The sequence below is a fragment of the Glycomyces amatae genome (assembly GCF_020991375.1).
Classification (GTDB): domain Bacteria; phylum Actinomycetota; class Actinomycetes; order Mycobacteriales; family Micromonosporaceae; genus Glycomyces; species Glycomyces amatae.
Genome location: NZ_JAJLQZ010000037.1, coordinates 15097 through 28553, shown reverse-complemented (window position 1 = coordinate 28553; position 13457 = coordinate 15097). Strand labels below are relative to the sequence as shown.

Below are 13457 nucleotides of genomic sequence, written 5' to 3'. Positions count from 1 at the left end.
ACCCCCCCCCCCCCCCCCCCCGGGGGGGGGGGGGGCCCGCCCCCCCCCCCCCCCCCACCGGCGTTTCGACCAGAGGCGAACCGCCGGACGCGTGTAGAACATGAACGTGGTGACGATAGAAATCCGCGATGTCCCTGAGGACCTGTACGAAGAACTGGTCGCCATGCGAAAGAGCGCGGACAGCCCCTGCAGCAGTACCTGTTGGCGGTGCTGATTGACGCTGCGAAACGGGAGCGGGCGATCCGGGATCCGAACCGCCGAGACCTTGGGGGAGAGCGGGAGTCACAGGTCGAGGTAAAGCCGAAGATCGGCTTCGACCTGAGCGAGCAATTCGGCGTTGAGGCCGCCCACTCGGTGGATGAACCGCTCGATGCTGAGCGATCGGATCTGCTCGGTCAGCGTCTTGGAGTCAGAGGACAACCCGGTGCCGACGGCGGGGATGAGTGTTTGGAATTGCAGGACCCGCTTGGTGTTCGAGGTAAGGGGGACGACGGTGATGACGCCGTACCCCAGTTCCTCGACTGCTTCGTTGAGCATGTTGTGGCTGATGATGATCGCGGGGCGCGCCTTGTTCGCCTCGGCGCCGCGGATAGGTTCGAAATCGACCTGGTAGATGTCGCCTCTACGCATCGGTGAGGCCGTCTCCCACCGTGCTCTCCCAGAGCTCCGAGTCGGGCGAATCGCGCCATTCCTTCATCGCGATCTTGAACTGTTCCTTGAGCTCCATGTCGCGCAGTAGTGCGATGCTCCGCTGCACCGCGGCGGAGCGGGAGGCGATGCCGTGGTCGCGCGCGAAGTTGTCGAGGAAGCGCACGTCCTCGTCGGGAATGCTCAGGCTCACCTTCATACTTGTCATCATACCTTCTATTCCTACCTGAGGGTGCGTATCAAAAGAGGGATTCGCGAGGGTGTGTCGGGGTGTGTTGCCATGACTTGCGCTGCCGCGTCCTAGGATGGGCCGATGGTTCAGGTGCAGCAGGGGCTCCGGCATCCGGACGACCCGGAGCCGGTCGAGTCCACCAAGCTCGTCGCCGCCCGCCTCCTCGCCGGGGTCGGCGCCTTCCTCTCGCCCTTCGTCGGCGGCGCCGTCCCGGCCGTGATCGCCCTCATGCTCGCCCGCCAGGCCGAGGCCGACATCCGCGCCTCCGAGGGCTTCCTCCTCGGCGCCTCGCGCCTCCCCGCGGTCCGCCGGACCGCCTGGACCGCTTTGGGAGTCGCCGGCGCCGTGGTCGTCGCGGCGCTCCTCGTCTGGGTCCTCGGCCTCGCCCGCGCCTCGGGCGGCCCCTCCTACGGCGGCGACGTCGCCCTCTAGGGCCGCGCGGGCCGATGGGGCGCTCGACCGCGATGAGCGCGGCTGTGACCGACATCCCGGGGAACTGCTGGTGAACAGCGACTCCAGGCGGCCTCCCCGCGCGGGATCGTCCCGTATCGCGAGCTAATATAGGCCACGGTGTGTCTACCGCACCGAACGAACGAGTCGGCGCCCCTCGCCCCGTGACTCCGAACACGGACGCCCCGCGGGACGAAAACGGCTTTGACCTTGTTCGTTAGGCTAGGTAGGCTTCTCCCTTGCGCCTGGACACCGCTTTGAGCGGCATGGTGGCCCTGTCAACTCCGGCAGCTCGGTCCCCGTGAGAGCCAGGCCAGGTTGCGTGCCTGCAAGACTGCGGGGCCTCGGTCCCGTCGGCTGGCGTCACCGGCACGCATCCCTCGCACTGGGGGCTTCGTGAACATCGGCTCTGATAGCCGGTCCCGACCGGATTCGTTCACGGACGCGTCTGAACCTGCTCGACGGCGGACCTCGTCCGCCGCTGTGGCCGGTATGGGTCCGGAGAGACGCGACACGCCCGAACGCGGGGGACGGGAACCCACGCTCATGACCAGGGTCTTCACGGCCGGTACATGGGCGCGGGCGAACAGGTGGCGCCGACCGCCAGGAATACGCAACCGTCGAGATGTTGAGAGGGGTTCGCCTCAGTGCCAACCATCCAGCAGCTGGTCCGGAAAGGCCGCAAGGCCAAGACCAGCAAGAACAAGACGCCCGCGCTGAAGGGCAGCCCGCAGGCGCGCGGCGTGTGCACCCGCGTGTACACCACCACGCCCAAGAAGCCGAACTCGGCCATGCGCAAGGTCGCCCGCGTGCGGCTCATGAACGGCACCGAGGTCACCGCCTACATCCCCGGTGTGGGCCACAACCTGCAGGAGCACTCCATCGTGCTCGTGCGCGGCGGTCGCGTCCGCGACCTGCCCGGTGTCCGCTACAAGATCATCCGCGGCGCGCTCGACACCCAGGGCGTCCGCGACCGCAAGCAGGCCCGCAGCCGCTACGGCGCGAAGAAGGAGAAGTAAGCCATGCCGCGTAAAGGTCCCGCGCCGCGCCGGCCGCTTACCGCCGACCCGGTCTACAACTCGGTGCTCGTCACCCAGCTGATCAACAAGGTCCTCAAGGACGGCAAGCGCCGCCTCGCCGAGCGCATCGTCTACGAAGCCCTCGAGAACTGCCGCAAGAAGGCCGACTCGGACCCCGTGGTCATCCTCAAGCGCGCCCTCGACAACGTCAAGCCGACCCTCGAGGTCCGCTCCCGCCGCGTCGGCGGTGCGACCTACCAGGTCCCGGTCGACGTGCGCCCGCAGCGCGCCACGACCCTCGGCCTCCGCTGGCTCGTCGGCTACTCCCGCGACCGCCGCGAGAAGAGCATGGTCGAGCGCCTGACGAACGAGATCCTCGACGCCTCGAACGGCCTCGGGGCCGCGGTCAAGAAGCGCGAGGACACGCACAAGATGGCCGATTCCAACAAGGCATTCGCGCACTACCGCTGGTAGTCGCAGAGAGACTGAGAGATCGTGGCTAACAAAGCTAACGCGGAGCTCGCCAAGCTCCGCAACATCGGCATCATGGCCCACATCGACGCCGGCAAGACCACCACCACCGAGCGCATCCTGTACTACACGGGCGTGTCGCACAAGATCGGTGAGGTCCACGACGGCGCCGCCACCATGGACTGGATGGAGCAGGAGCAGGAGCGTGGTATCACCATCACCTCCGCCGCCACCAAGTGCCAGTGGGACGACCACGTCATCCAGATCATCGACACGCCCGGCCACGTCGACTTCACCGTCGAGGTCGAGCGCTCCCTGCGCGTCCTCGACTCCGCCATCGCCGTCTACGACGGCGTCGCGGGCGTGGAGCCGCAGACCGAGAACGTGTGGCGCCAGGCGAACAAGTACAACGTCCCGCGCATGTGCTACGTCAACAAGCTCGACCGCACGGGCGCGAACTTCTTCCGCTGCGTCGAGATGATGAAGGAGCGCCTCAACTCCAACACCGCGGTCATCCAGCTGCCGATCGGCACCGAGTCCGACTTCATCGGCGTCGTCGACCTGGTCGAGATGCACGCCAAGGTGTGGCGCGGCGAGACCGGCCTGGGCGAGGAGTACACGGTCGAGGAGATCCCCGCGGACCTGGCCGACCAGGCCGAGGAGTACCGCGAGAAGCTCATGGAGACCCTCTCGGACGTCGACGACGAGTTCGCCGAGAAGTTCCTGGAGGGCGAGGAGCTCTCGGTCGCCGAGGTCAAGGCCGCCATCCGCAAGGCCACGATCGCCAACCAGATCAACCCGATCATCTGCGGCACCTCGTTCAAGAACAAGGGCGTCCAGCCCCTGCTCGACGCCGTCGTGGACTACCTGCCGAGCCCGCTCGACATCCCGGCGATCCAGGGGACCCTCACCGACAACGAGACCCACGCCGAGCGCCACGCGGACGTCGAGGAGCCCTTCGCGGCCCTCGCGTTCAAGATCCAGACCGACAAGCACCTCGGACGTCTCACCTACGCCCGGATCTACTCGGGCACCATCGAGACCGGCATCCAGGTCATGAACTCGACCAAGAGCCGCAAAGAGCGCATCGGCAAGATCTACCAGATGCACGCGAACAAGCGCGAGGAGCGCAAGGACGCGCAGGCCGGCGACATCATTGCGATCCAGGGCCTCAAGGCCACCACGACCGGTGACACGCTGTGCGACTCGAACGACCAGGTGATCCTGGAGTCGATGATCTTCCCGGAGCCGGTGATCGACGTGGCCATCGAGCCCAAGTCGAAGGCCGACCAGGACAAGCTGGCCACCGCGATCCAGCGCCTCGCCGAGGAGGACCCGACCTTCCGGGTCAAGACCGACGAGGACTCCGGCCAGACGATCATCTCCGGCATGGGCGAGCTGCACCTCGACATCCTGGTCGACCGCATGAAGCGGGAGTTCAACGTCGAGGCCAACATCGGCAAGCCGCAGGTGGCCTACCGCGAGACGGTCACCCAGCGGGTCGAGAAGGTCGAGTACCTGCACAAGAAGCAGACCGGTGGTTCCGGTCAGTTCGCGCGCGTGCTCGTCAACCTCGAGCCGCTGGAGATGAAGTCGAACGAGGACGAGATCTTCGCCTTCGACGACAAGATCACCGGTGGCCGCATCCCGCGCGAGTACATCCCGTCGGTCAAGGCCGGCGCGGAGTCCGCGCTGGAGGACGGCGTCCTGGCGGGCTACCCGCTGGTGGGCGTGAAGATGGAACTGGTCGACGGCCAGTACCACGAGGTCGACTCCTCGGAGATGGCCTTCAAGATCGCCGGCCGCATGGCGCTCAAGGAAGCCGCCAAGCGGGCCCGCCCCGTGATCCTCGAGCCGATGATGTCCGTGGAGGTCATCTGCCCCGAGGAGAACATGGGCGACGTCATCGGCGACATCAACTCCCGTCGTGGCATGGTCCAGGAGATGGGCGAACGGGGCAACGACCGCACGGTCAAGGCCGTCGTGCCGCTGTCGGAGATGTTCGGTTACGTCGGCGACCTGCGGTCGAAGACGGCCGGGCGCGCGAACTACTCGATGCAGTTCGACACCTACGCCGAAGTCCCGGCGAACGTCGCCAAGGAGATCATCGCCAAGGCGACAGGCGAGTAAGCGTCTCGGGCGCCCAAGCCCGGGCGTCCGGCGCTGACCACCTGTTGCCAGCAGAGGCGCTGAGTTCCAAAGCGACGCAATAGGTCAGATAAGTCAAACCAGATTTAACCAGTCCACAGGAGGACGAAGTGGCTAAGGAAAAGTTCGAGCGCAACAAGCCGCACGTGAACATCGGCACGCTCGGTCACGTCGACCACGGCAAGACCACGCTCACCGCGGCGATCACCAAGGTCCTGCACGACAAGTTCCCGGACCTGAACCCGTACACGCCGTTCGACGAGATCGACAACGCGCCGGAGGAGAAGCAGCGCGGCATCACGATCTCGATCTCCCACGTCGAGTACCAGACCGAGGCGCGTCACTACGCCCACGTCGACTGCCCCGGCCACGCCGACTACATCAAGAACATGATCACCGGCGCGGCCCAGATGGACGGCGCGATCCTGGTCGTGTCCGCCGCCGACGGCCCCATGCCGCAGACCCGCGAGCACGTCCTCCTCGCCCGCCAGGTCGGTGTCCCGTACATCGTCGTGGCGCTCAACAAGTCCGACATGGTCGACGACGAGGAGATCCTCGAGCTCGTCGAGATGGAGGTCCGTGAGCTCCTGTCCGACCAGAACTTCCCGGGCGACGACGCCCCGGTCGTGCAGGTCTCCGCTCTGGGCGCCCTCGAGGGCGAGGAGAAGTGGGTCGACGCCGTCGCCGAGCTCATGCAGGCCGTCGACGACTCGGTCCCGGAGCCGGAGCGCCAGATGGACAAGCCGTTCCTGATGCCGATCGAGGACGTCTTCACCATCACCGGCCGCGGCACCGTCGTGACCGGTCGCGTCGAGCGCGGCGTGCTCCTCCCCAACGAGGAGGTCGAGATCGTCGGCATCCGCGAGGGCGCCATCACCACCAAGGTGACCGCCATCGAGATGTTCCGCAAGACCCTCGACGACGCGCGCGCCGGTGAGAACGTGGGCCTCCTGCTCCGCGGCACCAAGCGCGAAGAGGTCGAGCGCGGCATGGTCGTCGTCAAGCCGGGCACGACCACCCCGCACACCGACTTCGAGGCTCAGGTCTACATCCTGTCCAAGGACGAGGGCGGGCGCCACACGCCGTTCTTCAACAACTACCGTCCGCAGTTCTACTTCCGGACCACCGACGTGACCGGCGTCGTGACCCTCCCCGAGGGCACCGAGATGGTCATGCCGGGCGACAACACCGACATGAAGGTGGAGCTCATCCAGCCCATCGCGATGGACGAGGGTCTCCTCTTCGCCATCCGCGAGGGCGGGCGCACCGTCGGCTCGGGTCGAGTCACCAAGGTCATCAAGTAAGACCGCACGCCGGGGCAGTCCGCCAGGACTGCCCCGGTTCACTTGCGCCTCCCGCCTGTCACTCCGTGACCGGTGGTCCCTCCCGGGGGCGGGGGAGGCGCGGAAAGCCTCGCATACGCGTAACCTGCCCCACTGTGCCCCGACCCCAGCTTGCTGGGCCCGTCGGGGACCGGGCATAATATTCAGGTTGCGTACGCTCCGGTGCGCCTTCTAGGTGTGCGCCGGTGCTCACGCCCGGCCCGCGGGCCCGAGTAGGCACTGACCGTGCTGAGAGGGACCGTCTCATGGCGGGCAGGCGGGCGAGCCAAGGGACAGAGCAGAAGGCACAACTGTGCCCGAGCCAGTCTCGAACTCGCGACACGCCCGACCGCGTGGAGCGGTCTGAACAGCCAATTTACGTTAGGTTAGGAATCATGGCGGGACAGAAGATCCGCATCAGGCTGAAAGCCTACGACCACGAGGTCGTGGACTCCTCGGCCCGCAAGATCGTGGAGACGGTCACCCGTACCGGTGCTGCCATCTCCGGGCCGGTGCCGCTGCCGACCGAGATCAACCGTTTCTGCGTCATCCGGTCGCCGCACAAGTACAAGGACTCGCGCGAGCATTTCGAGATGCGCACGCACAAGCGCCTCATCGACATCCTCGACCCGACCCCGAAGACGGTCGACTCGTTGATGCGCCTTGACCTCCCGGCCGGTGTCGACATCGAGATCAAGCTGTAGGGGACCAATGGACAGGCAGATCAAGGGAATCCTGGGCACCAAGCTCGGCATGACCCAGGTTTGGGACGAGAACGGCCGCGCCGTTCCCGTCACTGTGGTGCAGGCCGGCCCGAACGTGGTCACCCAGGTCCGCAAGCCCGACGTCGACGGCTACTCGGCCGTCCAGCTGGGCTTCGGCGACATCAAACTCAAGAACGTCACCAAGCCGATCCAGGGCCACTTCGAGAAGGCCGGCGTCGCTCCGCGTCGCCACCTGGTCGAACTGCGCACCTCGGACGCCGCCGACTACGACCTCGGCCAGACCGTCGAAGCCACCATCTTCGAATCCGGTCAGCTCGTCGACGTCACCGGCACCACCAAGGGCAAGGGCTTCGCCGGCGTCATGAAGCGCCACGGCTTCGGCGGTCTCCCCGCCAGCCACGGCGCGCACAAGGTCCACCGCGCCCCCGGGTCGATCGGCGGCTGCGCCACGCCCGGCCGCGTGTTCAAGGGCATGCGCATGGCCGGCCGCATGGGCCACGCCCGCCACACGACGCAGAACCTGCGCATCCAGGCGGTCGACGCCGAGCGCGGCCTGCTGCTCATCGTGGGGGCCGTCCCCGGCCCGAAGAACGGCCTGGTGCTCATCCGCACGGCAGTGAAGCAGGTGGCCTGATATGAGCCTTGAAATCAACGTCAAGAACGCCTCTGGCGAGCAGACCGGGAAGACCATCGAGCTCCCGGCGTCGATCTTCGACGTCGAGCCGAACATCCCGCTCATGCACCAGGTCGTCACGGCGCAGCTGGCCGCCGCCCGCTCGGGCTCGGCCAACACCAAGACCCGCGGCGAGGTCCGCGGCGGTGGCAAGAAGCCGTACCGGCAGAAGGGCACCGGCCGCGCGCGCCAGGGCTCGACCCGCGCCCCGCAGTTCGCGGGCGGCGGCGTCGTCCACGGCCCGAAGCCGCGGTCGTTCGCCGAGCGGACCCCCAAGAAGATGAAGGCCGCCGCTCTCGCGGGCGCCCTCACCGACCGGGCCCGCGGCGAGAACGTGCACGTCATCGACGCCTTCATCGAGGGCGAGTCGCCCAAGACGAAGACCGCGCAGGCCGCCCTGGCCGCGATCACCGAGTCCTCCAAGGTCCTGGTGGTCCTCACGCGCGACGAGCAGACCGCGGCCCTGAGCCTGCGGAACCTGCCCGAGGTGCACCTGCTCCAGTGGGGCCAGGTCAACACCTACGACGTGCTCAACAACGAGGACATCGTGTTCAGCGAGGCCGCCATCGAGGCGTTCATCGCTGACCGGACTGAGCAGGAGGTCGCGGCGTGAGCGAAGTGACCGTCGCCGACCCGCGCGACATCATCATCAAGCCGGTCATCTCGGAGAAGTCCTACACCCTCCTCGGCGAGGGCAAGTACACCTTCGAGGTCGACCCGCGCGCCAACAAGAGCCACATCAAGATCGCCGTCAAGGAGATCTTCGGCGTGGACGTCAAGAGCGTCAACACCCTGAACCGCAGCGGCAAGCGCAAGCGCACCCGCACCGGCTGGGGCCAGCGCAAGAGTGTCAAGCACGCGATCGTCACCGTGGAGGGCGACCCCGGTCGCCTGGGTGAGATCTTCGGCGGACAGATCTCGTAGGAGCTAGTAGAAGCATGGCCATTCGCAAGTACAAGCCGACGACGCCCGGGCGTCGCGGCTCCAGCGTCTCCGACTTCGCCGAGATCACCCGTTCGACCCCCGAGAAGTCGCTGCTGCGCCCGATCTCCAAGACCGGCGGCCGCAACAACTCGGGCAAGATCTCGACCCGTCACCGCGGCGGCGGCCACAAGCGCCGCTACCGCGTGATCGACTTCCGCCGCCACGACAAGGACGGCGTCCCGGCGAAGGTCGCGCACATCGAGTACGACCCGAACCGCACGGCGAACATCGCCCTCCTGCACTACGCGGACGGCGAGAAGCGCTACATCCTGGCCCCCAAGGGCATCAAGCAGGGTGACGTGATCGAGAACGGCCCGGAGGCCGACATCAAGCCCGGCAACTCGCTGGAGCTGCGTCACATCCCGGTCGGTACCACGATCCACGCGGTGGAGCTCAAGCCGGGCGGCGGCGCCGCCCTGGGCCGCTCCGCGGGCGCCTCGATCCAGCTGCTCGCCCGTGAAGGCAAGTACGCGCACCTGCGCATGCCCTCCGGCGAGATCCGCCTGGTCCAGGTCACCTGCCGCGGCACCGTCGGCGAGGTCGGCAACGCCGAGCAGGGCAACATCAACTGGGGCAAGGCCGGCCGCATGCGGTGGAAGGGCTGGCGCCCGACCGTCCGCGGTGTGGTCATGAACCCGGTCGACCACCCGCACGGTGGTGGCGAGGGCCGCACGTCCGGTGGTCGTCACCCGGTGAACCCGCAGGGCAAGCCCGAGGGTCGCACCCGGAAGAGGAACCACCCGAACGACCGGCTCATCGTCCGTCGTCGCAACGCCAACCGGAAGCGGGGGAAGTAGTCCATGGCTCGCAGCCTCAAGAAGGGCCCGTTCGTCGACGACCACCTGCAGAAGAAGGTGGACTCGGCGGTCGAGACCAAGAGCAAGAACGTCATCAAGACCTGGTCGCGCCGCTCGACGATCACGCCCGACTTCATCGGGCTGACCTTCGGCGTGCACGACGGTCGCAAGCACGTTCCGGTCTACGTCACGGAGAACATGGTCGGGCACAAGCTCGGCGAGTTCGCGCCCACGCGCACGTTCCGGGGCCACGACAAGGACGACCGCAAGAGCCGTCGCCGCTAGGCCACGGGCTTTGAAAACGAACGAAGGATTAGAACGATGGCAACAGTGGAGCAGGAGGCTCCGAAGGCGCGCGCGGTGGCGCGGTACGTCCGCGTAGCACCTCGCAAGGCGCGCCGCGTCGTCGACCTCGTGCGTGGCCTGCCCGTGGACGAGGCCTTGACGACCCTCGAGTTCGCGCCCTTCAGCGCGGCCGAGATCGTCTACAAGGTCATCGCGTCCGCCCAGGCGAACGCCGAGAACAACCTCGGTCTGGACCCGGAGTCGCTCCTGGTGTCCGAGATCAAGGTCGACGAGGGCCCGACGATGCGCCGGTACCGTCCGCGCGCGCACGGCCGTGCCTACCGGATCAACAAGCGCACCAGCCACATCACCGTGGTGGTCGAGTCGGTCCAGGCCAAGCAGTCCGCCGCTCCGTCGGTCCGCCGCCCCAAGGCCGCGGCCCCGAAGCCGGTCGAGACCAACGAGAAGTCCACCGAGAACGCTGAGAAGGAGGAGACCGCCTAATGGGTCAGAAAATCCACCCGCACGGGTACCGCCTCGGCATCAGCGCCGACTGGACCTCGCGTTGGTACGCCGACAAGGAGTACGCCGACTACGTCGGCGAGGACGTCAAGATCCGCAAGCTCATGACCAAGGGTCTCGAGCGCGCCGGCATCAGCAAGGTCGACATCGAGCGCACCCGCGAGCGGGTCCGCGTCGACATCCACACCGCCCGCCCGGGCATCGTCATCGGCCGCAAGGGCGCCGAGGCCGATCGTCTGCGCGGCAACCTGGAGAAGCTGACCGGCAAGCAGGTCCAGCTGAACATCATCGAGGTCAAGAACCCCGACGTCGATGCCCAGCTCGTCGCCCAGGGCGTCGCCGAGCAGCTGTCCAGCCGTGTCAACTTCCGTCGGGCGATGCGCAAGGCCATCCAGTCGGCCATGCGCAACCCCACCGTGAAGGGCATCAAGGTGCAGTGCTCGGGCCGCCTCGGCGGCGCGGAGATGTCCCGCTCGGAGCAGTACCGCGAGGGCCAGGTCCCGCTGCACACGCTGCGCGCGAACATCGACTACGGCCTGTTCGAGGCCCACACCACCTTCGGCCGCATCGGCGTGAAGGTGTGGATCTACAAGGGCGAGGCCACGCTCAAGGAGCAGGCCGAGCAGGTGCAGCGTCGTCGCGACGCCGGCGGGGACCGCGGTGGCCGCGGTGGCCGCGGCGGTGCGGGCGCCGCCCGCGGGGGTCGTGGCCGTGGCGGCCGCGGCGCCGCTCCGACGGGTGACTCCGCCGCTGCCGCGCCCGCTCCCCAGACTGAGAAGCAGGAGGGCTAAGCGACATGCTCATGCCACGGAAACCGCCGCGCGGTTACCGGAAGCCTCACGCTCCGAAGCGCAAGGGCAAGGCCACTCGCGGCACGAAGGTCTCCTTCGGCGAGTACGGCATCCAGGCGCTGGAGCACAGCTACGTGACCAACCGCCAGATCGAGTCCGCTCGTATCGCCATGACCCGCCACATCAAGCGTGGCGGCAAGGTCTGGATCACGATCTTCCCGGACCGCGCGATCACCAAGAAGCCGGCCGAGACCCGCCAGGGTTCCGGTAAGGGCTCGCCCGAGTACTGGGTGGCGAACGTCAAGCCGGGCCGCGTCATGTTCGAGCTCTCGTACCCGAGCGAGGAGACGGCCCACGAGGCGCTCCAGCGGGCGATCCACAAGCTCCCCATGAAGTGCCGCATCGTCTCTCGCGAAGGGGCAGGTGAGTAGTGATGGCTACTGGTATCGACACCGGTGAGCTGCGCGAGCTCAGCGACAAGGAACTCCAGGCGAAGCTGCTGGAGAAGAAGGAAGAGCTGTTCAACCTGCGGATCCGGAACGCCACCGGTCAGCTGGAGAACAACCACCAGCTGGGCCTGGTCCGCAAGGAGATCGCGCGGATCTACACCGTGATGAACGAGCGCCGGCTGGGCCTCAGCGCCGCGCCCGAGGAGGTTGAGAAGTGAGCGAGGAAACTCAGACTCGCGGTCGCCGCAAGGTGCTCGAGGGCATGGTCGTCGGCGACAAGATGGACAAGACCGCTGTCGTCGAGGTCGAAGACCGCAAGAAGCACGCGCTGTACGGCAAGGTCATCAGGTCCAACAAGAAGTACAAGGCCCACGACGAGAACAACGAGGCCGGCATCGGCGACCGCGTCTCCATCATGGAGACCCGTCCGCTGTCGAAGACCAAGCGTTGGCGCATCGTCGAGATCCTTGAGAAGGCCAAGTAGGGAGATCGGGACGTGATTCAGCAAGAGTCGCGGCTGCGGGTCGCCGACAACACCGGTGCGCGGGAGATCCTGTGCATCCGGGTGCTGGGCGGCTCGGGTCGACGCTATGCCGGTATCGGCGACACGATCGTGGCCTCCGTCAAGGACGCCAACCCCGGTGCCGGGGTCAAGAAGGGCGACGTCGTGAAGGCCGTCATCGTGCGGACGGTCAAGGAGACCCGCCGCCCCGACGGCACGTACATCAAGTTCGACGAGAACGCCGCCGTCCTCGTCAAGGACGGCGAACCGCGAGGGACCCGTATCTTCGGGCCGGTCGCCCGCGAGCTGCGCGACAAGCAGTTCATGAAGATCATCTCCCTCGCACCGGAGGTGCTGTAAGAGATGAAGATCAAGAAGGGCGACCGGGTCCGCGTCATCGCGGGCAAGGACAAGGGCGCCGAGGGACTGGTGCTGGAGGCGTACCCCGACCGCGAGCGCGTGCTCGTCGAGGGCGTCAACCGCATCACCAAGCACACCAAGGCCGGGCAGACCGCCCGCGGCTCCCGGACCGGCGGCATCGTCGTCCAGGAGTCCGCGATCCACGTGTCCAACGTGCAGGTGCTCGACGCCGACAACCAGCCCACCCGCGTGGGCTACCGGTTCGGCGATGACGGCCGCAAGGTCCGCGTTTCGAAGCGGACGGGTAAGGACCTGTAATGACCGATGTTGCAGAGAAGGTCCAGCCGCGCCTGAAGGAGACTTACCGCTCCGAGATCCGGCAGCAGCTGCAGGACCAGTTCAAGTACGCCAACATCCACCAGATCCCCGGTCTGACGAAGATCGTGGTCAACATGGGTGTCGGCGAGGCCGCTCGCGACTCCAAGCTCATCAACGGTGCGCTGGAGGACCTGACCACGATCACGGGGCAGAAGCCCCTCGTGCGCCGGGCCAAGAAGTCGATCGCGCAGTTCAAGCTGCGCGAGGGCCAGGCGATCGGCGCGAAGGTGACCCTTCGCGGCGACCGCATGTGGGAGTTCCTCGACCGCCTCCTGGCGATCGCGCTGCCCCGCATCCGCGACTTCCGCGGTCTCTCGGACCAGCAGTTCGACGGCAACGGGAACTACACGTTCGGTCTCACCGAGCAGAGCGTGTTCCCCGAGATCGACCAGGACAAGATCGACCGGGTTCGCGGCATGGACATCACTCTGGTGACCACCGCGAAGACCGACGACGAAGGCCGGGCGTTCCTGAAGCTGCTCGGCTTCCCGTTCAAGGAGAACGATTAATGGCGAAGAAAGCCCTCATCGCGAAGGCCAAGCGGAAGCCGAAGTTCGCCGTGCGCGCCTACACCCGCTGCCAGAAGTGCGGCCGGCCGAAGGCCGTCTACCGCAAGTTCGGCCTGTGCCGCGTCTGCGTGCGCGACATGGCCCACGCCGGCGAACTCCCGGGCGTCCACAAGGCCTCCTGGTAGCTCCAGG

General features: G+C 67.1%; 22 protein-coding genes. 20 read left to right on the top strand and 2 right to left on the bottom strand.

Annotation, left to right across the window (positions count from 1 at the left end; translation table 11 throughout):
* Positions 1–282: 282 nt before the first annotated feature.
* Together LO763_RS27705 and LO763_RS27700 are read right to left on the bottom strand one after the other, a co-directional pair.
* Positions 283–630: a type II toxin-antitoxin system PemK/MazF family toxin gene (locus LO763_RS27705; protein WP_230791588.1), complete on the bottom strand. Its 348-nt coding sequence runs from the start codon at positions 628–630 to the stop codon at positions 283–285.
* Positions 623–847: a ribbon-helix-helix domain-containing protein gene (locus LO763_RS27700; RefSeq protein ID WP_230791586.1), complete on the bottom strand. Its 225-nt coding sequence runs from the start codon at positions 845–847 to the stop codon at positions 623–625. Before LO763_RS27700 ends, LO763_RS27705 begins: the two co-directional genes overlap by 8 nt.
* A gap of 114 nt (positions 848–961) precedes the next feature.
* On the opposite strand from LO763_RS27700, the gene LO763_RS27695 reads away from it, so the two are divergent.
* From LO763_RS27695 to LO763_RS27600, 20 genes are all read left to right on the top strand, one after another.
* The gene (locus LO763_RS27695; protein WP_230791583.1) at positions 962–1312 is read left to right on the top strand and encodes a hypothetical protein; all 351 of its coding nucleotides are present in this window, start codon (positions 962–964) and stop codon (positions 1310–1312) included.
* Positions 1313–1977: 665 nt separating this feature from the next.
* Positions 1978–2349: a 30S ribosomal protein S12 gene (gene rpsL, locus LO763_RS27690; RefSeq protein ID WP_091039811.1), complete on the top strand. Its 372-nt coding sequence runs from the start codon at positions 1978–1980 to the stop codon at positions 2347–2349.
* Positions 2350–2352: 3 nt separating this feature from the next.
* The gene (gene rpsG / locus LO763_RS27685) at positions 2353–2823 is read left to right on the top strand and encodes a 30S ribosomal protein S7 (RefSeq protein ID WP_030155149.1); all 471 of its coding nucleotides are present in this window, start codon (positions 2353–2355) and stop codon (positions 2821–2823) included.
* Positions 2824–2844: 21 nt separating this feature from the next.
* Entirely contained in the window at positions 2845–4950 is a 2106-nt protein-coding gene (gene fusA / locus LO763_RS27680; protein WP_439650325.1) for an elongation factor G, read from the top strand.
* A gap of 128 nt (positions 4951–5078) precedes the next feature.
* Complete coding sequence (gene tuf, locus LO763_RS27675) at positions 5079–6272, top strand: elongation factor Tu (protein WP_230791581.1); 1194 nt, start codon at positions 5079–5081, stop codon at positions 6270–6272.
* A gap of 413 nt (positions 6273–6685) precedes the next feature.
* Positions 6686–6994, top strand: a complete 309-nt coding sequence (gene rpsJ, locus LO763_RS27670) for a 30S ribosomal protein S10 (protein WP_026922761.1) — start codon at positions 6686–6688, stop codon at positions 6992–6994.
* A gap of 7 nt (positions 6995–7001) precedes the next feature.
* Complete coding sequence (gene rplC, locus LO763_RS27665; RefSeq protein WP_230791579.1) at positions 7002–7649, top strand: 50S ribosomal protein L3; 648 nt, start codon at positions 7002–7004, stop codon at positions 7647–7649.
* Position 7650: 1 nt separating this feature from the next.
* Positions 7651–8301, top strand: coding sequence for a 50S ribosomal protein L4 (gene rplD / locus LO763_RS27660; protein WP_230791577.1), 651 nt, complete (start codon positions 7651–7653; stop codon positions 8299–8301).
* Positions 8298–8612: a 50S ribosomal protein L23 gene (rplW, locus tag LO763_RS27655; RefSeq protein ID WP_369432104.1), complete on the top strand. Its 315-nt coding sequence runs from the start codon at positions 8298–8300 to the stop codon at positions 8610–8612. Before rplD ends, rplW begins: the two co-directional genes overlap by 4 nt.
* A gap of 14 nt (positions 8613–8626) precedes the next feature.
* Positions 8627–9469 carry a 50S ribosomal protein L2 gene (gene rplB / locus LO763_RS27650; protein WP_230791560.1) on the top strand — a complete coding sequence of 281 codons (843 nt, stop codon included), beginning with the start codon at positions 8627–8629 and terminating at the stop codon, positions 9467–9469.
* 3 nt (positions 9470–9472) lie between these two features.
* Positions 9473–9754 (top strand): 30S ribosomal protein S19, encoded by a 282-nt coding sequence (gene rpsS / locus LO763_RS27645; RefSeq protein WP_230791551.1) that lies wholly within the window; start codon positions 9473–9475, stop codon positions 9752–9754.
* Positions 9755–9790: 36 nt separating this feature from the next.
* On the top strand, positions 9791–10258 hold the full coding sequence (rplV, locus tag LO763_RS27640) for a 50S ribosomal protein L22 (RefSeq protein WP_369432103.1): 468 nt from the start codon (positions 9791–9793) through the stop codon (positions 10256–10258).
* A complete protein-coding gene (gene rpsC, locus LO763_RS27635; protein ID WP_230791549.1) occupies positions 10258–11067 on the top strand; it encodes a 30S ribosomal protein S3 in 810 nt (269 codons plus the stop codon). Before rplV ends, rpsC begins: the two co-directional genes overlap by 1 nt.
* A 5-nt stretch (positions 11068–11072) precedes the next feature.
* Positions 11073–11498 (top strand): 50S ribosomal protein L16, encoded by a 426-nt coding sequence (rplP, locus tag LO763_RS27630; protein ID WP_030155127.1) that lies wholly within the window; start codon positions 11073–11075, stop codon positions 11496–11498.
* A 2-nt stretch (positions 11499–11500) separates the two neighbouring features.
* On the top strand, positions 11501–11734 hold the full coding sequence (gene rpmC, locus LO763_RS27625; RefSeq protein WP_230791547.1) for a 50S ribosomal protein L29: 234 nt from the start codon (positions 11501–11503) through the stop codon (positions 11732–11734).
* 44 nt (positions 11735–11778) lie between these two features.
* Positions 11779–12000 (top strand): 30S ribosomal protein S17, encoded by a 222-nt coding sequence (gene rpsQ, locus LO763_RS27620; protein ID WP_230791598.1) that lies wholly within the window; start codon positions 11779–11781, stop codon positions 11998–12000.
* Positions 12001–12012: 12 nt separating this feature from the next.
* Positions 12013–12378, top strand: coding sequence for a 50S ribosomal protein L14 (gene rplN, locus LO763_RS27615; protein WP_230791546.1), 366 nt, complete (start codon positions 12013–12015; stop codon positions 12376–12378).
* 3 nt (positions 12379–12381) lie between these two features.
* Positions 12382–12696 carry a 50S ribosomal protein L24 gene (gene rplX, locus LO763_RS27610; RefSeq protein WP_230791544.1) on the top strand — a complete coding sequence of 105 codons (315 nt, stop codon included), beginning with the start codon at positions 12382–12384 and terminating at the stop codon, positions 12694–12696.
* Positions 12696–13265 (top strand): 50S ribosomal protein L5, encoded by a 570-nt coding sequence (rplE, locus tag LO763_RS27605; protein ID WP_230791536.1) that lies wholly within the window; start codon positions 12696–12698, stop codon positions 13263–13265. Before rplX ends, rplE begins: the two co-directional genes overlap by 1 nt.
* Entirely contained in the window at positions 13265–13450 is a 186-nt protein-coding gene (locus LO763_RS27600) for a type Z 30S ribosomal protein S14 (protein ID WP_030155111.1), read from the top strand. Before rplE ends, LO763_RS27600 begins: the two co-directional genes overlap by 1 nt.
* Positions 13451–13457 lie beyond the last annotated feature (7 nt).